This is a genomic window from Chitinophaga sp. 180180018-3, from assembly GCF_037893185.1.
In the GTDB taxonomy this organism is placed as follows: domain Bacteria; phylum Bacteroidota; class Bacteroidia; order Chitinophagales; family Chitinophagaceae; genus Chitinophaga.
The window spans coordinates 7,536,345-7,555,349 of record NZ_CP140772.1 but is presented as its reverse complement, the minus strand read 5'-3'; the positions used below and the strand labels follow the sequence as shown (position 1 = coordinate 7,555,349).

The following is a 19,005-nucleotide window of genomic DNA, read 5'->3' as shown; positions in this document are numbered from 1 at the left end:
GTATGGAAAAAGACTGGGTTAAAGTTTTTGCAAGTAATAGTCCCTTTGAGGCAGAAGTAGTGAAAGGCATGCTGCTGGAGAACGGAGTAACAGCAGTACTGTTGAACAGGCAGTCATCTTCCTACAATATTGGCCTCCCGGGGCAGGCGGAACTATACGTACATCAGTCGAATGAGCAAACTGCCAAAGACCTGATACACAATCATAACAACCACCCAACCGGCGATGTGACGGGGGATGTGGAATAAACAGCACTTGTTCCGCATGGTTATTTTATCCACTTTTGCGGGTAGCATTCATTAACAGATCAATACAGAATGAAAACTTTTTTCACCCGCACTGCTTCGGCGCTTGTGTTTGTGGCAGTGATGCTGGGCGGTATCTTATGGACGGATGTTAGTTTTTTCCTGCTTTTTTTCCTGATAGGCTGTTTTGCCCTCCAGGAGTACTTTAGGCTGTTGCGTCATATCGATCCCGATTATAACAACATCCCTGTCTGGCACCAATGGGGAGCCACCATTGCGGGTGCAGCCATCCTGCTGACTTTTACCGGTAAGAACTTTCAAATAGCACATCTGCCTACAGGCTTCATTGGCTGGTGGGTGGCCGTTATCTTTTTGCTGGTAATGCCATTGGGAGAAGTATTAATGAGTAAAGACTTTTCTTTAAAGAATCTTGGCTATTCTGCCATCGGGCTGCTGTATGTAACTGTACCATTCGGACTGCTGATTCATATCCGTCTGAATGCTATCAATATACATTATACGGTACTGGATGTAGGCACGGCTCCGGGCTGGCTGATTCCGCTGCTGCTGATCATTTTCATCTGGATCAACGATACCATGGCCTATATCGTGGGCTCGCTGATTGGCCGTACGCCCTTTGCTCCGGCTATTTCGCCCAAGAAAACCATCGAAGGTACGGTGGGAGGAATGATACTGGCTGTGGCTGCCGCCGCTGTATATGGCTATTTCTGGGGCAAACAGTATCTCGCCCTGCAACATTGGATTGTACTGGCCCTGATTGCCGCCGTTTTTGGCACCATTGGCGACCTGATAGAATCGAAGCTGAAACGAATGGCCGGGGTGAAAGACTCAGGCCGGATCATGCCCGGTCATGGCGGTTTCCTCGACCGGTTCGATTCTCTGCTCCTGGCGGCTCCCTTCGCCTGGATCTATGTACAGTTCTTTATGATGGCTTAACAGAACTTTCCTGTTCCGAAAAATCGAATTAAACTAACTTCGCACTACGATTAAACACATAAATCAATAATCTAATAAGAAAACAATGAAGATCCATCGTGAAGGATTTGCTACCATTTCCCTTGTATTCCTGGTACTGGCGTTAATCAACGGAGCAGTATTTTATTGGTTCGGAAGTTCGCCTGCAGTGTGCTGGACTGTATCTGTCATATCCCTGGCTTTCTTCCTGTTCATCGTATCCTTTTTCCGCATTCCTTCCCGGCAATATACAACAGGCGATTCCCTGGTTATTTCTCCCTGCGATGGTAAAGTGGTAGTAATTGAGGAGGTATATGAACCTGAATACTTTAAAGATAAACGTTTACAGGTATCTATATTTATGAGCCCTGCCAATGTACACGTAAACCGCAACCCTATCAGCGGTACCGTGAAGTTATCGCAATACCATGCCGGTAAATACCTGGTGGCCTGGCACCCTAAATCATCCACAGAAAACGAAAGGCACTCTGTTGTGATCGGGAACAATAAGGGCGACATACTTGTACGTCAGATTGCCGGAGCCCTGGCCCGCAGGATTGTGAATTACCTGAAACCAGGTATGGAAGTGGCGCAGAACGATGAGATGGGCTTCATCAAATTCGGTTCCCGGGTAGACCTGTACCTGCCTATTGGCACCGAAGTAGCTGTACAATTACAGCAGGTAGTACAGGGCGGTATTACTGTTGTCGCTAAAATCTAGTATCTTTAAAAGCAAACATTCCCAATATTGTCAGCTATGTTTAAAAAAGCTTTTACTGCCGCCACTGTCATGCTTCTGGTAACTGTTGCAGCATCTGCTCAACAAAAAACCGGTGAAGCCGGGAAACCTGCGCCTAAAACCTGTACGCAGGCAACCTGCAAAACGGCCGACAAAGGTAAAAGCTGCTGTAAACAACCAACAAGGACAATGGCGATGAGGGCTAACAAAAGAATTACGAATTAGGAATTACGAATTACGAAATAGCGGGGAGATAGTAAACGCGAAGATCCACTTCGCTACTATCTCCCCGCTATTTCGTAATTCGTAATTCCTAATTCGTAATTCTTTTCTACAATATATCTTTCAATTCAGCCAGGCTCCCAATCACATAAGTCGGCTGGAAATCCACCGGGGGGTTGGCAGGATTGAAATAGACCTGATCCATTCCTACTCCATGTGCACCCTTGATATCCAGTTCCATTGCGTCGCCGACCATAATGCTCTCTGCTGCAGAGGTACCTGCTTTGCTGATGGCGAAATCGAAAATTTCACGATAAGGTTTCAGGCTGCCGGCTAATTCAGAAGTGATAATATGCGTGAAGTAATGATCAATTCCCGAATTTTTCATCTTCTGTAACTGCGTTTCTTCGAAACCGTTAGTGATCATGTGCATCGGGTAGTTCTTCGCTGCCAGGTAGTCCAGCGTTTCCTTCGTTTCCGGAAAAAGCGCCTTTTTCGTAGGCAATATTTCCAGGAATCCATCAGCCAGTTGCTGCGTCAGTTGCTCATCACCAATCCGGAAATCGATCAGGGTAAGACGGAAGCGTTTGTCGCGCAGGTCTTTACGTGTAATAAAGCCTTTTCTGAAGCGGTCCCACAACCGTTCATTATGCGCTACATAAGAGACGTGAAATGCCTCGAAGGAAGATATGCCCCTGGCGGCTAAGTTATGGCTGCTAAACAGCTCCTGCAAGGTTTCCTGTTCGTTTTTTTCAAAGTCCCACAGCGTATGGTCCAGGTCAAAAAAGAGATGTTTGTATTTCATGTCGGCGCAAAGGTACGAAATCCCCGGGATGGGTCAGGAATGCCATTGTCTTACGTGTAAATTCATTATTTTACCACACTAATCAGAGAATTATGAATGCAGTTATAACAGGCGCCAGCAAGGGAATAGGGAAGGCCATTGCGGAAAAGCTGGCTCAGGAAGGATTTAATGTAGCGATCTGTGCAAGACATACCGACACACTGGAGGCGGCCAAAGCAGGTATTCAGCGGAAAAATCCGGCGGTTTCCGTATTGGCTGAAGCAGTGGATATGGGAGACAAAGCGCAGGTAATGGCCTTCGCTGATAAAGTCAGGGCCACATTCCACCAGGTAGACATATTGGTAAACAACGCCGGGATCTATATTCCAGGTGCCCTCCATCAGGAAGCAGACGGCACGCTCGAAAAGTTGATGGCCGTAAACGTATATAGTGCTTATCATCTTACCCGGACGCTGCTGCCGGATATGATAGCGCAACGAAGTGGCCATATATTCAATATCTGCTCTACCGCCAGCTACCATGCCTATCCTAACGGTGGCTCCTATAGCATCACCAAATACGCGTTGCTGGGATTCACCAAAAATCTCCGTAAAGAATTGCTGCCGCATAATATCAGAGTAACCGCCGTAAGCCCCGGGCCGACACTGACGGCGTCGTGGGATGGGTTCGAAGCGCCACCCGACAGAATGATGCCCCCCGAAGATATCGCCAATGCCATCTGGGGCGCCTGGAATATGGCAAAGCAAACCGTTGTAGAGGAAATCATACTCAGACCTATGTTGGGAGACATTTAAGCCCCCTGTTTCCAAATAAAAAAAAACAACATATTAAAATGTTTTAACTAACTTTTAACGGCGCTTAGCGCGCATCCGGCGCGGCTTTGGTTAAATTTGTTGACATAATGATGAGCTACAGTTTTTGCATAAGGAAGTGTTTTTACTCCATTTTGTTTTGTTTAGGACTGGTTGCCTGTGCATCTGCACAGGAGTTCCGCTTTACAACCACTGTGAGCAATAACACTGTGACGTTGGATGAACCGTTCCAGATTCAGTTTATGCTGGAAAACGGAACAAATGTGACCAGTTTTACTCCTCCCAATTTTAAAGATTTTGATGTATTACAGGGTCCGTCACAGATGCAGGGCCAGACAATTTTCAACGGCAAACGCTCTGAATATGTGGCACTCAGCTATCTGCTTCAGCCTAAACATGTTGGTAGCTTTACCATCGCCGGCGCGCAGGCCAGGGTAAATGGCAACGTCGTTAAATCTAATCCTGTACTGATAGAGGTAAGAAAAGGCAATGCCAGTGCCCAGCAACAACAGCAGAATACTCAGCCATCCGGCGGTTTTCCGCCCGCTCACCGGGGAGCTCAGGGCAGTAGTGATGATATGGAAGGCATCCTGAAAAAAGGAGAGGATCTCAATGAGAAACTGAAGAAGAATATCTTCCTGAAAGTGGACGTTGATAAAACCAATCTGTACGAAGGAGAGCAACTGACTGCCACTTATAAACTTTACACCCGGCTTCCGACGAACTCCAGTGTCACCAAAGTGCCGGCATTCAAAGGATTTTCAGCTAAAGACATTGAACTGCCCAATCCGCCTCAGGCTACAGAAGAACGGATCAACGGTTTGCCCTATAAGGTTTTCACCATTCGTAAAACCCTGCTGTTTCCATTGCAGTCAGGGCAGCTGGAGCTGGATCCGGTGGAGGTAGACAATCAGGTGCGACTGGTGAAACTGGTCAGTGGTAAAAAGGGAAACAAAGGCAAAGATCCTTTCGACGACTTCTTCAATGATCCTGCATTCAAGGATCCTTTCTTCGACGACTTCTTCAACCGTCCGGAAGTGGAATACCAGGATGTGCCTTACAAGATACAGAGCACACCCATCACTATCAATGTAAAACCGGTGCCGGTAGATGGCCGCCCGGCCAGCTACAATGGGGCTGTAGGCCAGTTTAACATGACTGCCGTGGTAGACAAGAACAAGCTTACTACCGACGATGCGCTTACGCTGAAGGTCTCCATCAGCGGAAAGGGTAACGTAAATCTGCTGAACTCCCCTAAGATAGATGCACCCGCAGGCTTTGAAAAATTTGATCCTAAAGTAACCGACGATATAGAGAAAAACAGCAACCCGCTTTCCGGCAGCCGTACATTCGAATATGTGCTGATGCCCCGTGAAGCCGGCGATGTTACCATTCCGGCGGTAGAATTCACGTATTTTGACCCCGCAGCGAACAGTTACAAAACGCTGCGTTCTGCGTCCTTCCCCATCCATATCAATCAGGGCAAACACATCAAACAGGATAAACAGGATTTCAGTACGGGCAAGAATGAGCTGATAGGCAATGACACACGCATCCTCAACTGGAGCAGGCACCATAGCTGGTTTATATTGAGCCCCTGGTTCTATATACTGCTGATACTCCCGTTGTTGCTTGCTGTTGCCGCTGTGCTCTATAAGCGCCGAATGGATTATAAAACCGTTAATGCAGCTGTATTGAAGCACCGCTACGCCAATAAGGTGGCGCTGAAAAGGCTGGAACTTGCTGCCCGCTACCTGCGGGAAGGCAAGGACAAAGCTTTCTACGAAGAAACATCGAGAGCAGTATGGGGCTATCTCAGCTCCAAGCTGAAAATCCCAATGGCCGACCTCAGTAAACAGCTGGTGCAGGACAAGTTAAGTGCCCGCAAAATCAATGGAAGCAATACACACGACCTGTTCGCGCTGATAGACAATTGTGAAGTAGCTTTATATGCTCCGGGGCAGGATAATCACAAAATGCAGGGTACTTATGAGAAAGCGGTCAGCATTATCAGTAACCTCGAAGATGTATTGAAGAACTAATTAACGAAAGGCGAATGCTGAAGTATAAAAATATTCAATTGATCATACTGGCGATCACTTTGCTGCTGGGCGTTACAACGGGCAATGCCCAAAGTCCGCAGCAAAGATTCGATGACGCCAACAAACTCTTTAACCAGAGCAAGTTCACCGAAGCTGCCGGGATTTACCAGCAGCTACTGAACGAGGGCCATCAGCAGAAGGCCGTCTGGTTCAATGCCGGCAATGCCTGGTATAAAGCAGGGAAGACCGGAATGGCCGTTTATGCCTACGAAAAAGCATTGCAGCTGGCACCTGGTGATGCTGCTGTTCAGCATAATCTTGGGCTTGCCAACCAGAAAGTAAATGGGTATATAGGGGAGTTGCCACTGGTATTTTTCCAGCAATGGTGGCTGCAATTACAACATCTTCATAAGCCCAATGGGTGGGCAACAGGAGCGATCATTTTCTTATGGCTCCTGGTGGCAGCTGTGGTAGTAAATACATGGCTTCCCGGATGGAAGAACAAGTTCCTGCGATGGGGTGCCTACGCTTTGGGCGTTTTATTTGCCCTGTATCTGATGATGGCAATAGATACTTACCGCATTTCAAATAATCACCAGCAGGGTATTGTGATGAACAATAACATCAGGGCGAAGACGGCTCCCGACGAAAACAGCAAAGATGCTTTTGAAGTAGGAGAGGGCACGAAGGTACATATTACTGACTCTACCCAGGATTTCTGCAAAATAGAGCTTGCCGATGGCAAAAATGGCTGGATCAGCTGTTCCAATATCAAACGTTTATAACCGCTCTATCCGGAGCAGAAAATCATGCTTTTTTTCGCGTGCCAGCGGAATGCTGAAACCGTTGCACATAATAATTTCCCCACCATCTCCCTTGATGTATTTTTCCATGAAGGAAAGGTTAATCAGAAAACTATTATGAACCCTGAAAAATCCTTTATTCGTCAGCCACTCCTCCATTTCCGGCAATGTGCGTTGTACTGGCAACGGTTGTTCCGGCGCCTGTAAATGTAACCAGGTTTGTGCTCCCGTGGAACGGCAATAGATGATATCCCGGGCTGCCACCATCCTTAATCCATTGGCAGTAGGAAAGGCGCGCCTCTCCTCACAACCGGCTTGTTCACGAAGAAACCGGAGCAGGTTCATTACCTTCCCGGAAGAGTCGCCGGACTGAGAGCCGGCTTTTTTCACCGCTTCTTTCAGCTCCGTCAGATCTACAGGTTTCAGCAAATAGTCCAGCGCGCTATGACGTATTGCCTTCAGGGCATACTGATCATAAGCAGTAATGAAGATCACAGAAAACGCATGTACTTCGCAGGCTTCCAGTATCTGGAAACCATCCATGCCGGGCATTTCCACATCCAGGAATATCAGTTCGGGCCGGAGCTCACGGATAGCTTTGAGGGCTTCATTTCCATTACAGCATTGAGCCAATATAACTACATGTGGGCAATACTTTTCAAGCATCATTTGCAGCACGTCCCGGCTGTGCTTTTCGTCGTCCACGATAATGGTACGCATCTGATATGGTTGTAAGGTGCTCTTTCGCTCTGAAAATCAGGTAGAAATTAAGCAATTACGGGCACTTTACCAATTAACCGGCCAGCGATTGTCTGGTGGCCACATGCTGCATACTAATAATAAGCCGGTTTCCGGCGGGCAGGCGCTTTTCATCGAACAACTGCAAGGCTTTTATGCTGGCTTTCATATGATATTTTTCACTCATCATATAAAGCCGTTCGGCGGCAATATCGATTCCGTTTGTTTGATGTTCTCCGTTGTTAACGGGGATATCTGTAACTGCTATCCCATTATCTTCCAGCTGGATCAGTAACCGGTCTTTTTCCCTGCAGATGACGATCTTGAGGCAACCGCCTGTTTTCTGGGGCCGTAGTAGTATCCGGTGCCAGATAGCATATTGTACATAGGGTTGTATGATGAGAGGAGGGATCTGGGTGAATTGCTTATTCACCCCCGGCAATACCTGGAGTTGATAATTAAACTGTTCTTCAAACCGGAGCTGTTCGAGCTGAATGTATAGTTCCAGGGCATCCAGCTCATCCTGCAGGGAGATCCACTCCTTATTGAAATTACCGATCATCAGGCGCATCAGGCGCGAAAACCGGGTAAGATAGAGGGATGCCATGTCGGTGCTGGTGGTGAGTATATAGTGATGAATGGCATTGAGGCTGTTGAAAATAAAATGCGGGTCCATCTGCGCCTGGAAAGCATGAAGCTCCAGGTGTACCTGCGTATGGTGTTTGGTTATTTCTTTCGCTGAGGCTCTCCTGATTTTTCTTTCCCGCAGGGCAAAAAATAATGTTAGGGTTATGAGACTTAACAAAAAAAACAGCCAGAACGGCCACTCCGCAGTAAAGATCATATTAACATAATAATATGCCACAAATCAGGTTTCTAGGTAGTTGATTCTCCTTAGTTATATAAGCTTAATAAATATCGGCTAATTAATCACCAATGGAAAGGGGGATTTAGTACGAGGTCGGATTTTTAAGGAAAACGGGGAATATGGGGTGAAATCTGGCATGGCACAACCCCGCAATGAAGAAACAAAGCAGCAGTATTCCGTTGCTGGCGATGCTGCTGCCTCGCAATGACACAAGAGAACTTTACGCTTCCGTGAACTTGTATCCCACACCTCTGACAGAGTGGAAATACCTGGAGTTCCGGCTATCTTCCTCAAAATACTTACGGAAGTTGAGTATAAAATTGTCGATGGTTCGGGTAGTAGGATATACGTTATAACCCCATACTACCTGCAATATTTTCTCGCGGGTTACCACTTCACCTTTGTTTTCGATAAGCAACTTCAGCAACATCGCTTCTTTCTTACTTAACTCATAATGTTTACCATCTTTACCAACACATTCCTGGGCGGCAAAATCGATCACATTATCACCGAAGCGGTATACATTAGGCACGCTGTCTTTATCCTGGATCTTCTTGTTCTTAACGATCAGTTTTTCGACTCTCAGCAGGAGCTCCTCCAGGTTAAAGGGTTTGGTCATATAGTCATCGCCGCCTTTCTTGAGGCCCAGCACCCTGTCGGCACTGCTATTTTTAGCGCTCAGGAAAAGGATGGGTATTTCGTTATTCTGAATACGGATGTTTTCACAAACGGCGATGCCATCCATTTCAGGTAACATGATATCCAGTATGATAAGATCAAAATATTCGTTCTTTACTGCTTTCAGCGCAGCAGTACCGTTATCTACTGCAGTAACCTCATATCCTTCCAGCTCCAGGTTCAGCTTTAATGCTTCCTGAAGGTTCTCTTCATCCTCCACCAACAGTATTGATGCCTTTGTCGCTTCCTTCATGTGTTATTGTTTGATTTTACAACGGATCAGTTAATCCATTCTCTAATTTACGCTGTTTGTACGGAATATTCAGGCCATGTTATTTCAAAGCAGCTACCGGTGGGCGTATTATCCTTCACTTCAATACTGCCGCCATGCTGCTCCACTATTTTAGCTGTCAGGAACAGGCCCAGGCCGGAGCCTTTGGCTTTACGGGTGTTTTCGTTGCCTACCCTGTAGAATTTCAGGAAGATGCGTTTCTTCTCCTCCTCCGGCACACCCGGCCCTTCATCTATCACCTGTAATTTCAGCAGCTGCTGGTCTTCGAAGAGCTTCACCAGGATCCTGGTATTCTTCGGGGCATATTTCGCTGCATTCTCCACCAGGTTGCTCAATACTATCTGCAACGTAAGCTTGTCGCCATCCATCCACATATGCGGCTGTATTTCGGCATCGATCTGGTGGGTGCCTATGCGGCCGTCCAGCTCTTTGATGCTGTTCTCCACCAGCGCAGAGAAATCGAGTGCTTCTTTGAACAAACGGTATTTATGTGTTTCCAGCTGGGCAGCCAACAGGATATTATTACAAAGCTGATCGAGCCGGTTGGTTTCGCGAATGGTGTTGTTGAGCAGCTTTAGCTGCTTTTCTTCATCCAGCCGGTGTTTCCGGATGGTTTCGAGGTTCAGTTTTGCCGCAGCGATGGGTGATTTCAATTCATGTGTCACTGCCATCATAAAATTTTGCTGTTGCCGGCTTAGTTTCATGTATTTCCACACGGCCCTGTACACGAAAACCGCGCCCAGCAAGATAATTCCCAGGAATATAATGCCTTCTCCCAGGTATTTGAAGGAGCGCATATGCTCGTCTTTATTGATCCGTTGCAACTCCAGCTGATGTTCCACCGGCCGGGAGAGGCTATCGACCCGCAGATAGAGGTTCTGTCGCTCAAATGTACTGATCTGTTTACTTTGCCTGAACAAGAGGATCCCCCACCATATGAGGGCAGCTATTGTGTAGGCCATTACCAGGAAGTAAATGAGGGAAACGGATTTTCCTTCCTGCATTTTATTGAAAAGCTTTCTCATCATTGCCTGGTACCGGCTTTCTCTATCCGTAGACCAACATTCATTACATTGGGTAGCGGGTTTTGCCGCATATTCTGTTCGAAAGAAAACTTATAGGTCCCCGGTTTATTGAAGATTGCCCGTTCCTGAATAAAGATACGATGTTCGTAAATATCATCCAGCCCTGTTCCCGACCACTTGCCGGTAACATCTGCCAGTGGCAGTTCCACCCGTTGTTGTTTCGGAATACTATCGCCCGGATACTGGGTACCTATCAGTAACCAGATGTTACTGTAGGGATAAGCATCCGTATGACGTATGTTGACACAGATATTGTACAGGTAGGCGGTATCTTCAGGTTGTATTTTTATTTCGAAAGACGGCTTGTAGTCATAGGCCCACTCATGCCCCGGTATTTCCAGGTTTTTCTCATAAGTGTCCATTTTAGGCGGCTTACAGGCCGCAGCCAAAAATAAGCATCCCGCTGTGGCCAGGAAAAGTTTATTCATATGGTTTGCGCCTTACTATAAAACATTTAAAACTTGTTCTTTGGCTTTTTCCAGTTCATCTTTCATCAGCACCACCCATTGCTGGATACCGGCGTCGTTGGCTTTGGAGCCGGTAGTATTGATTTCGCGGCCTATTTCCTGTAACACGAAGCCCAGCTTCTTTCCCTTCGCAGCTTCTCCTTCTTTTAAGATCTCTTTGAAATAACGCAGGTGGTTTTCCAGTCGCGATAACTCTTCAGAAATATCCAGTTTCTCCAGATAAAAGATCAGCTCCTGTTCCAGACGGTTACCGTCTACATTATCTTTCCCTACATGTTCTGCCAGCAAGCCTTCCAGACGCTGGCGGATACGGTCTTTGCGCAGCGGATCCAGTTCCCGGACCTTCTGCATATAATTGTCGATATTATCTATACGCTGCTGCAAATCGGCTTCCAGCATCTGTCCTTCATCGATACGATGATTATCCAGGTCTATCAGGGCCTCTCTGACGGTTTCTTCCACATCTTTCCATTCTTCCGCTGTGATCTGCTCTGTAGCAGGGGTCACCACTTCCGGTAATTTCATCAGCACGTTCAGCATATCGCCCTGTGGAATTTCCAGCTGATTGGCCATCATCGTAATGGATTGGTAATAGTATTTCGCCAGCTCAGTGTTGATCACCACCGGACGGGTAGCCCCGTTCTGGCGGATGTTAATGGTGGCATCCAATGTACCGCGCACCAACATCTGTTGCATAAGTGCCCGGATATCGAATTCATAGGGTTTTAACAAAGGAGAAAACTTCAGATTCACCTCAAACTGCTTCCCATTCAGCGATTTGATCTCCACTACGATACTTGTCTCGCCTCTTGTGCTTTCTGCCCTTCCGAAGCCTGTCATTGATTTCAGCATAATAGAAATTTGTTGGTGACAAACCTAGTTAAAAAAGCTGAAAGCATAAAGCCCAAACCTGCCAGACGGTTAAAACAGGGTATCTGTTTCTTTTTCCTGGTATCAGGCCTGGCGTTTCCCGCTTATCTTCAGCTGACGGTATATCTCCTCCCTGCTCAATTGCCGCATTTCACCGGATTGCATGCTGGCTACTGTCAGTGCTTCAATCCGGTAACGGACAAGCCTCAACGTAGGAAAACCTACGGCAGCGGTCATTCTCCGAACCTGCCTGTTTTTCCCTTCTTCCAATATCATTTTTATCCACGGTGCAGGAATATGCTTCCGGAAACGGATAGGTGGGTTACGAGGTGGCAGCCCCGGTTCGGCAGATAGTATCTCCGCTTTACAGCGGCGGGTCCGGTAAAGCTGCCCGTCTACTTTTATGTCTACTCCTGCCTGCAATTGCTGTATGGCCTCCGGTGTCACCGCCCCATCTACCTGTACCCAATACTCCCGCTCATGGGCATGCCTGGGCAGCAACAACTGCTGGTTCAGGTATTTGTCGTTGGTAAGCACCAGTAACCCTTCGCTATCATAATCCAGACGCCCCACAGGATAAACATCAGAAGGCACCTTAAAGTAATCTGCCAGGCAGGCTTTATTCCCTTCCGGTGTAAAACGGGTCAACACTTCATATGGCTTATAAATAATATAATAATAAAATATCACGAAAGGTTTTACTTTGGTTAAGGAGCCGTAAATTAGTACTTTTGCAAATTGATATGGCTATACCTTTAAACAATCCATCCTGTGTCCATTGCAAGGATCGCTTTATGTCGATATTCTGCAAAGCTGAGCAATGCAATCTCGAAGAGATCGCAGATGCTAAAGTATGCTCGGTGTACAAGAAAGGTCAGGTGATTTTCCATGAAGGAGCCTATCCATTCGGTGTGTATTGTGTGAATAATGGTAAAATAAAGCTGGCACATAGTGGCGATGATGGACGTGAACAGATTATACGCCTCATCAAAGCCGGCGATATCATGGGATATAAAGCCCTCCTGAGCAATGAAAGGTATACGGCTACGGCCATTGCACTGGAAGATTCTTCCGTTTGTTTTATTCCTAAAGACCTGTTCCTCAATATCTTGCAAAAAGACGCATCCCTTTCTTTCGAGATGATGCGCATTTTATCAAGCGAACTCCGTAAAGCTGAGCTGAAGATCACACATCTTGCGCAAAAGCCGGTACGGGAACGCCTTGCCGAAACCCTTCTCTTTATTAAGGAAACTTATGGCGTTGAGCCCGATGGTCAAACACTCAGTGTTCGCCTCTCGCGGGAAGAAATCGCCAACCTTGTCGGTACCGCTACCGAATCCGCTATCCGCCTCCTTTCCGAATTCAAAAAAGATGGTATGATTGAGCTGGAAGGCAAAAAAATACGCCTGCTCGACATGCCCGAAATTATCCGCACTGCTAATCTGCAGGACTAGTACAAATCCTGACAAATATCATATTATGCCTTGATACATGTCATTGGGCCTCCCTGACGCCGCCTCTACTTTTGTAGCGTCATAAAGTTCCATTACATGCTCACTTATTCGATTATTAATTTCCACGAATTAACGCCCGGACATTTATGTCTTGTTATCGCCAATAAATTTCATTGGCCGATCCAGCATCAGGCGGAGCAGGTAATGGCATATTTTAACCTCGACCGGCAGGACGACGGTACCACGCCCCCTGTAGCAGACCTGCAGCAACTATTGTTTTCCAGGATGCACGCCGAAATCAACCAGCTTATCCGTAAAGAAAGCACGTTGTTGTTTCCTGTTATCCGCAACCAATCCGCACTTAAAATGCGTGAAAATATCCAGCCTGTAGTGTACGAAAGCATTCAACAATCTTTTCAGAAAATAACATTGTTGCTTCAGCGACTGCGCCAGGTTTCCGGGAACTACCAGTTACATCCGGAATGGAGTGCCACATATCGTTTATGCATAAACGATATATTTCTGACAGAGCAATTGCTGCATCAATGGATCTACGTAGAGCAGAATATCCTTTATTCTACGGCTGTTCCGGGACATCAACCAGTTGCTCCCCAACAAGATACTGATAACCAAATTATAGACTGATGGCCGTTTCTTCACATACCAGTACACATCTTACCTGCTATCATTGCGGGGAGAACTGTACGGATAACGACATTGCATTGCAGGACAAAGTATTCTGTTGCCAGGGATGTAAAATGGTATATGAGATACTGAATCAGCATCACCTGTGTGAATACTATGACCTGAACCGCCAGCCTGGATTGAATCAGCGGGTAGTAGTACGGAAAGATAAATTTGCTTTCCTGGACGACGATAAAATCGCGCAACAACTTTGCTCGTTTCGGGACGACACGCAAACGCATGTAAATTTCTATATCCCTCAAATCCATTGCAGCTCCTGTTTGTGGCTACTGGAAAATCTCCATAAGCTGGAAAACGGGGTTACCAGGGTTACCGTTAACTTTAGCCGTAAAGAAGCCCTGATCATCTTTTCTAATCAGCAAACCTCGCTGAGAAAAGTAGCAGAAGCACTCACCGCCATAGGTTACGAACCGCATATCAGCCTGCAGGATCTGCAGCATAAAAAGCCGGCAACAAACCGGAAGCTGATCTACCAGCTGGGCGTAGCAGGGTTTTGTTTCGGCAACATCATGTTGCTCAGCTTCCCGGATTACTTCGCCGGTGCGGCCGGACTGGATGAAAACTTCAACCGGCTATTCCGCTATATGAATCTCGTACTGGCGTTACCGGTATTGCTATTCAGTGCACAGGCATTTTACAAATCTGCCTGGGGCGGGCTTAAACACGGATTCCTCAATATTGATGTACCGATTGTACTGGCGATATTCGTGACATTTATACGCAGCCTTACTGAAGTACTGCAGGGTAACGCAGGGTACTTCGACTCTATGACCGGGATCGTTTTCTTTATGCTTGTTGGAAGAATTTTGCAAGACAAAACCTACCAGGGGCTTTCATTTGACAGGGACTATACCGCATATTTTCCTATAGCCGTAAGCGTTATCAGGGACCATGCAGAAGTTCCGACCGCGCTGCCGGAAATTAAAACCGGCGACACCATCCGGGTTCATAACAACGAACTGGTACCGGCAGATGGCATCATTGTACGCGGGCATGCACTGATCGATTATAGTTTCGTTACCGGCGAATCAATACCCGTGCAAAAAGCGGTAGGAGAAATTGTTTATGCGGGCGGACGCCAGCTGGATGGCAACCTTGAGATCCTCACCATTAAAGAAGTAGCGCAAAGTTACCTGACGAGTTTATGGAACAGGGAAGAATTAAAGAACACGGCACCCAAAACGCAGTCATTTATACACCTGCTGAGCCGCTACTTTACCTGGATTGTGTTATTCATCGCAACAGTAACCTCCGTTTGGTGGAGTACCCATGATCCTGTGCGTATCTGGCCGGCCGTAACAGCTATTCTTATTATTGCCTGTCCCTGCGCACTGCTGCTTGCCTCTTCATTTACAAACGGACATATACTCCGGATACTCAGCCGGCATCAGTTATATCTGCGGAATGCCGACGCCATTGAAAGTATGGCGAATGCCACCCACATCGTATTTGATAAAACCGGTACGCTCACCAATAAAACCGGTAGTTCTGTTGTTTACTATGGCAACAAACTCACCGTGGCGCAGGAGATACAAATCGCATCCCTTGCGGCACAGTCGACACATCCGCTGAGCCAGGCCATCATACAATATTGCGGCATGCATGTACGTTTGCCGGTGAATGACTTCCGCGATTTTTCCGGAAAAGGAGTATGTGGTTGGGTAGATGGGTCTTTCATCAGGCTCGGCAATGCTGAATTTGCAGGCGCTCATCGTAAAGAGGATCAGGCAGGAAGTGTGGTATATGTTTCCATCAATGAAAAGCTGGCGGGGCTCTTTACCATCCGCAACAGCTACCGCAGCGGATTGCGGCCGCTGATGAAAGAACTGAATGCCTCTTACCCACTCTCCGTGTTGTCGGGCGATAACAACCACACGATCTTACAGCTCCGGCAGCTGATGGGCAATGATACTGCCTTATTATTCGAACAGCAACCGGCGGATAAACTCGCCTATATCCTGTCGCTTCAGCAACAGGGGAAAAAAGTGATGATGATAGGAGACGGGCTGAACGACGCAGGTGCGTTAAAACAAAGCGATATTGGTATTTCCCTGACAGACGACAGTAACAACTTCACACCGGCCAGCGATGGCATCCTGGCTGCAGAGAAGCTGCCGATGCTACCTCGTTTCATCAGCTTATGCAAAGCCGGCAAACGCATTATCCTGCTCAGCTTCACACTATCTGTCCTGTACAATATCACCGGGCTATACTTCGCCGTACAGGGTATTTTATCTCCCCTGGTAGCGGCGGTGTTAATGCCTGCCAGTTCTATCAGCATTATTATTATTACCTGGGCGTGCAGCGAATGGTACGGCAAAAAGCTTAACAGTAAGGGAATTCAGGAAATGACTGATAAAAATCATATTCCTGATTGAGCAATATCATTGCTGCCGGGTATACCTGTTTTTAACTTTGCTATAACACGAACATACACAGTATAATCTAAGCAACCTCAATTAAACCCGTACGAAATGGGCATGTAAGCAGTCTCTGAAAAGAGGCTGCTTACACGCAGCGGGTGAGGCATGCCGGGAGTGCAGCATCGTATTATACCACAACAACTACCCATGAAAGTAATGAACGTAATGCAGGTAGCAGCAAATGAGAAAGTGAAGAGCTGTGCTATTCTGAAAACAAAAAAATTTGACGCTACGTTGCTGATCATGCAACAGGGACATCAAATCCCGCCTCATACCTCTCCGGCAAATGCTATGATACTGGTATTGGAAGGGAAAATTGCCTTTATGCTGAATGAAGAGATCACCATACTGGAAACAGGAGATATTTTTTCTTTCGCAGCCAATGAAATACACGCATTGCAGGCATTGGAAACAGCACGTTTTATTCTCATTAAATAAAAAGCCATGAGTGTTATCGTCATTTTACTCGGAATCAGCCTGCTGGTAGCAGTGGGATTCCTCGCCGCTTTCATCTGGTCAGTAAAGAACGGACAATTTGATGATGATTTCTCTCCGGCACACCGGATCCTGTTCGACGATGATCTCACTAACGGTAATGAATAAACGTATTCTTCAACACCTTTAAATACCACTATGTCACTCGAAAAATTTTATTACGACAACCGTACGGTAAAATGGTTTGCCTACGCTTGTATGTTCTGGGGATTCATAGGCATGCTGGCCGGTTTATGGGCAGCGCTTGAACTGGTGATCCCAGGCCTTAACATGGGTTTTGCCCCCATTACATTCGGCAGGCTCAGGCCCGTGCACACCAACGCTGTTATTTTTGCCTTTGTGGGTAATGGTATATTCATGGGTGTCTATTATTCCCTGCAGCGCCTGTGTAAAGCCCGCATGTTCAGTGATCTGTTGAGTAAAATCCATTTCTGGGGCTGGCAGGCTATCATTGCCGGTGGCGCATTGACTTTATTCCTCGGTTACACTACCGGAAAAGAATATGCCGAGCTGGAGTGGCCTTTTGATATTGCGATCACCCTCATATGGCTCGTCTTCGGCGCCAACATGCTGGGTACCATTCTTCGCCGGCGTGAATCGCACCTGTATGTGGCCATCTGGTTCTACATCGGTACCTGGGTGGCTATTGCCATGCTTCATATCGTTAACTCTTTCGAATTTCCTTTATCCCTGTTCAAAAGTTACAGCTGGTATGCGGGTGTACAGGATGCCCTGGTTCAGTGGTGGTACGGACACAATGCAGTAGCATTTTTCCTGACTACACCTTACCTGGGGCTGATGTATTTCTTCGTGCCCAAGGCGGCAAACAGACCTGTTTATTCCTACCGGTGGTCTATCATCCACTTCTGGTCGCTGATCTTTATATATATCTGGGCCGGCCCGCATCACCTGCTGTATACCGCGCTCCCCGAATGGGCTCAAACACTCGGTACCGCCTTTAGTGTAATGCTGATTGCACCCTCCTGGGGTGGTATGCTCAATGGTTTGCTGACACTCCGCGGAGCCTGGGACCGGGTAAGGGAAGACGCTATCCTCAAGTTCTTTGTGGTAGCACTGACCTGTTATGGTATGGCAACTTTCGAAGGACCGATGTTGTCATTGAAGAATGTGAATGCTATCAGCCACTACACCGACTGGACCATTGCACACGTTCATGTGGGCGCGCTCGGCTGGAACGGGTTCCTTACATTCGGTATCCTTTACTGGCTCATTCCCCGGATCTTCAGCACACAGCTGTATTCCCGCAAATGGGCCAACACACACTTCTGGATCGGCACTCTGGGTATCATCTTCTATGTGATCCCGCTTTACTGGGCCGCCTTTACCCAAAGTATGATGTGGAAACAGTTTACTGAAGAAGGACAGTTAAAATACCAGTTCCTGGAAACAGTTACCACCATTGTACCGATGTACGCCCTGCGTGCAGTAGGAGGTATGTTATACATCAGCGGACTTATACTGATGGTAGTGAATCTTACCAAAACCATACGCCGTGGCTCTTTTGTTGCCAACGAAGCAGCCGAAGCAGCTCCATTGCCGAAAGTGATCACTACTCATGGTAAAGCCCACTGGCATAACTGGATAGAACGCCGCCCCATACCACTGGTTGTATTCAGCCTGATAGTAGTGGCCATCGGAGGGCTTCTCGAAATGATGCCTACATTCCTTATCCGGAGTAATATCCCTACTATCAGCAGTGTAAAACCATACACGCCGCTGGAATTGCACGGCCGTGATATATACCTGAGAGAAGGCTGTTATAACTGTCACTCCCAGATGATCCGTCCGTTCCGCGATGAAGTTGCCCGTTACGGAGAATATTCCAAAGCCGGTGAATTTGTATATGATCATCCGTTCCAGTGGGGTTCTAAACGTACCGGTCCCGATCTGGCACGTATAGGAGGCAAATACCCTGATTCCTGGCACTTTAACCACATGCTGGATCCAACCTCCATGTCGCCCGGATCTATCATGCCTTCCTATCCCTGGCTATTTGAAGAACGGGTAGATAAAAGCAAAACACCGGCGATGATCAATGTCATGAGAAAGCTGGGTGTGCCCTATGCAACAGGCTATGAATTGCAGGCCAACGCCGACCTTGATAAACAGGCTCAGGAAATTGCAGCCAATCTGCAGAAAGACAAACTTCCGATCAAAGCCGACCGCGAAATCATAGCATTAATAGCTTACCTGCAAAGGATGGGGAAAGACATTAAATCAGCCCCCAAACCGGCACAGGTAGCAGATAAAGAGGACTTATAAATCG

The 19,005-nt window shown here is 47.1% G+C and carries 21 protein-coding genes; 13 read left to right on the top strand and 8 right to left on the bottom strand.

From position 1 onward, the window contains the following. Window positions 1-2: 2 nt before the first annotated feature. The 4 genes from UNH61_RS29905 to UNH61_RS29890 all read left to right on the top strand — a co-directional run bounded on the left by UNH61_RS29905 (window position 3) and on the right by UNH61_RS29890 (window position 2,184). On the top strand, window positions 3-248 hold the full coding sequence (locus tag UNH61_RS29905) for a DUF2007 domain-containing protein (protein WP_326995690.1): 246 nt from the start codon (window positions 3-5) through the stop codon (window positions 246-248). Window positions 249-317: 69 nt separating this feature from the next. After that, complete coding sequence (locus tag UNH61_RS29900) at window positions 318-1,202, top strand: phosphatidate cytidylyltransferase (protein WP_326995689.1); 885 nt, start codon at window positions 318-320, stop codon at window positions 1,200-1,202. An 85-nt stretch (window positions 1,203-1,287) separates the two neighbouring features. Beyond that, complete coding sequence (locus tag UNH61_RS29895; protein ID WP_326995688.1) at window positions 1,288-1,941, top strand: phosphatidylserine decarboxylase family protein; 654 nt, start codon at window positions 1,288-1,290, stop codon at window positions 1,939-1,941. Between the two features lie 36 nt (window positions 1,942-1,977). Then, window positions 1,978-2,184, top strand: coding sequence for a hypothetical protein (locus UNH61_RS29890; RefSeq protein WP_326995686.1), 207 nt, complete (start codon window positions 1,978-1,980; stop codon window positions 2,182-2,184). A 106-nt stretch (window positions 2,185-2,290) separates the two neighbouring features. Here the strand turns inward: UNH61_RS29890 and UNH61_RS29885 are convergent, their stop codons facing one another. Further along, on the bottom strand, window positions 2,291-2,986 hold the full coding sequence (locus UNH61_RS29885) for a YjjG family noncanonical pyrimidine nucleotidase (RefSeq protein ID WP_326995685.1): 696 nt from the start codon (window positions 2,984-2,986) through the stop codon (window positions 2,291-2,293). A gap of 92 nt (window positions 2,987-3,078) precedes the next feature. Here UNH61_RS29885 and UNH61_RS29880 point away from each other — a divergent pair, with 92 nt between their 5' ends. The 3 genes from UNH61_RS29880 to UNH61_RS29870 all read left to right on the top strand — a co-directional run bounded on the left by UNH61_RS29880 (window position 3,079) and on the right by UNH61_RS29870 (window position 6,625). Next, window positions 3,079-3,780, top strand: coding sequence for an SDR family oxidoreductase (locus UNH61_RS29880; protein ID WP_326995684.1), 702 nt, complete (start codon window positions 3,079-3,081; stop codon window positions 3,778-3,780). 212 nt (window positions 3,781-3,992) lie between these two features. Further along, window positions 3,993-5,840: a BatD family protein gene (locus UNH61_RS29875; RefSeq protein ID WP_326995683.1), complete on the top strand. Its 1,848-nt coding sequence runs from the start codon at window positions 3,993-3,995 to the stop codon at window positions 5,838-5,840. A gap of 14 nt (window positions 5,841-5,854) precedes the next feature. Then, window positions 5,855-6,625, top strand: a complete 771-nt coding sequence (locus UNH61_RS29870; RefSeq protein ID WP_326995681.1) for a tetratricopeptide repeat protein — start codon at window positions 5,855-5,857, stop codon at window positions 6,623-6,625. On the opposite strand, the gene UNH61_RS29865 is transcribed toward UNH61_RS29870, so the two are convergent. The 7 genes from UNH61_RS29865 to UNH61_RS29835 form a co-directional block, all read right to left on the bottom strand. Continuing rightward, complete coding sequence (locus UNH61_RS29865) at window positions 6,620-7,363, bottom strand: response regulator (RefSeq protein ID WP_326995680.1); 744 nt, start codon at window positions 7,361-7,363, stop codon at window positions 6,620-6,622. The two genes, UNH61_RS29870 and UNH61_RS29865, sit on opposite strands and share 6 nt — an antisense overlap. Window positions 7,364-7,436: 73 nt before the next feature. After that, window positions 7,437-8,225 (bottom strand): histidine kinase, encoded by a 789-nt coding sequence (locus tag UNH61_RS29860; protein ID WP_326995679.1) that lies wholly within the window; start codon window positions 8,223-8,225, stop codon window positions 7,437-7,439. Between the two features lie 244 nt (window positions 8,226-8,469). Beyond that, window positions 8,470-9,180 (bottom strand): response regulator transcription factor, encoded by a 711-nt coding sequence (locus UNH61_RS29855; RefSeq protein WP_079471554.1) that lies wholly within the window; start codon window positions 9,178-9,180, stop codon window positions 8,470-8,472. 47 nt (window positions 9,181-9,227) lie between these two features. Beyond that, the gene (locus tag UNH61_RS29850) at window positions 9,228-10,247 is read right to left on the bottom strand and encodes an ATP-binding protein (protein ID WP_326995678.1); all 1,020 of its coding nucleotides are present in this window, start codon (window positions 10,245-10,247) and stop codon (window positions 9,228-9,230) included. Then, window positions 10,244-10,732, bottom strand: coding sequence for a gliding motility lipoprotein GldH (locus tag UNH61_RS29845; RefSeq protein ID WP_326995677.1), 489 nt, complete (start codon window positions 10,730-10,732; stop codon window positions 10,244-10,246). Before UNH61_RS29845 ends, UNH61_RS29850 begins: the two co-directional genes overlap by 4 nt. 15 nt (window positions 10,733-10,747) lie before the next feature. Then, window positions 10,748-11,623 carry a YicC/YloC family endoribonuclease gene (locus tag UNH61_RS29840; protein WP_326995676.1) on the bottom strand — a complete coding sequence of 292 codons (876 nt, stop codon included), beginning with the start codon at window positions 11,621-11,623 and terminating at the stop codon, window positions 10,748-10,750. Between the two features lie 102 nt (window positions 11,624-11,725). Continuing rightward, a complete protein-coding gene (locus tag UNH61_RS29835; protein WP_326995675.1) occupies window positions 11,726-12,331 on the bottom strand; it encodes a pseudouridine synthase in 606 nt (201 codons plus the stop codon). Between the two features lie 104 nt (window positions 12,332-12,435). On the opposite strand from UNH61_RS29835, the gene UNH61_RS29830 reads away from it, so the two are divergent. From UNH61_RS29830 to ccoN, 6 genes are all read left to right on the top strand, one after another. After that, window positions 12,436-13,095 (top strand): Crp/Fnr family transcriptional regulator, encoded by a 660-nt coding sequence (locus UNH61_RS29830; protein ID WP_326995674.1) that lies wholly within the window; start codon window positions 12,436-12,438, stop codon window positions 13,093-13,095. A gap of 96 nt (window positions 13,096-13,191) precedes the next feature. Beyond that, the gene (locus tag UNH61_RS29825; RefSeq protein ID WP_326995673.1) at window positions 13,192-13,740 is read left to right on the top strand and encodes a hypothetical protein; all 549 of its coding nucleotides are present in this window, start codon (window positions 13,192-13,194) and stop codon (window positions 13,738-13,740) included. Next, a complete protein-coding gene (locus UNH61_RS29820; RefSeq protein WP_326995672.1) occupies window positions 13,740-16,178 on the top strand; it encodes a heavy metal translocating P-type ATPase in 2,439 nt (812 codons plus the stop codon). The genes UNH61_RS29825 and UNH61_RS29820 overlap by 1 nt, the downstream gene beginning before the upstream one ends. 192 nt (window positions 16,179-16,370) lie before the next feature. Then, window positions 16,371-16,661, top strand: a complete 291-nt coding sequence (locus tag UNH61_RS29815) for a cupin domain-containing protein (protein ID WP_326995671.1) — start codon at window positions 16,371-16,373, stop codon at window positions 16,659-16,661. 6 nt (window positions 16,662-16,667) lie between these two features. Continuing rightward, complete coding sequence (gene ccoS, locus UNH61_RS29810; protein WP_326995670.1) at window positions 16,668-16,826, top strand: cbb3-type cytochrome oxidase assembly protein CcoS; 159 nt, start codon at window positions 16,668-16,670, stop codon at window positions 16,824-16,826. 30 nt (window positions 16,827-16,856) lie between these two features. After that, on the top strand, window positions 16,857-19,001 hold the full coding sequence (gene ccoN / locus UNH61_RS29805; protein WP_326995669.1) for a cytochrome-c oxidase, cbb3-type subunit I: 2,145 nt from the start codon (window positions 16,857-16,859) through the stop codon (window positions 18,999-19,001). Window positions 19,002-19,005 lie beyond the last annotated feature (4 nt).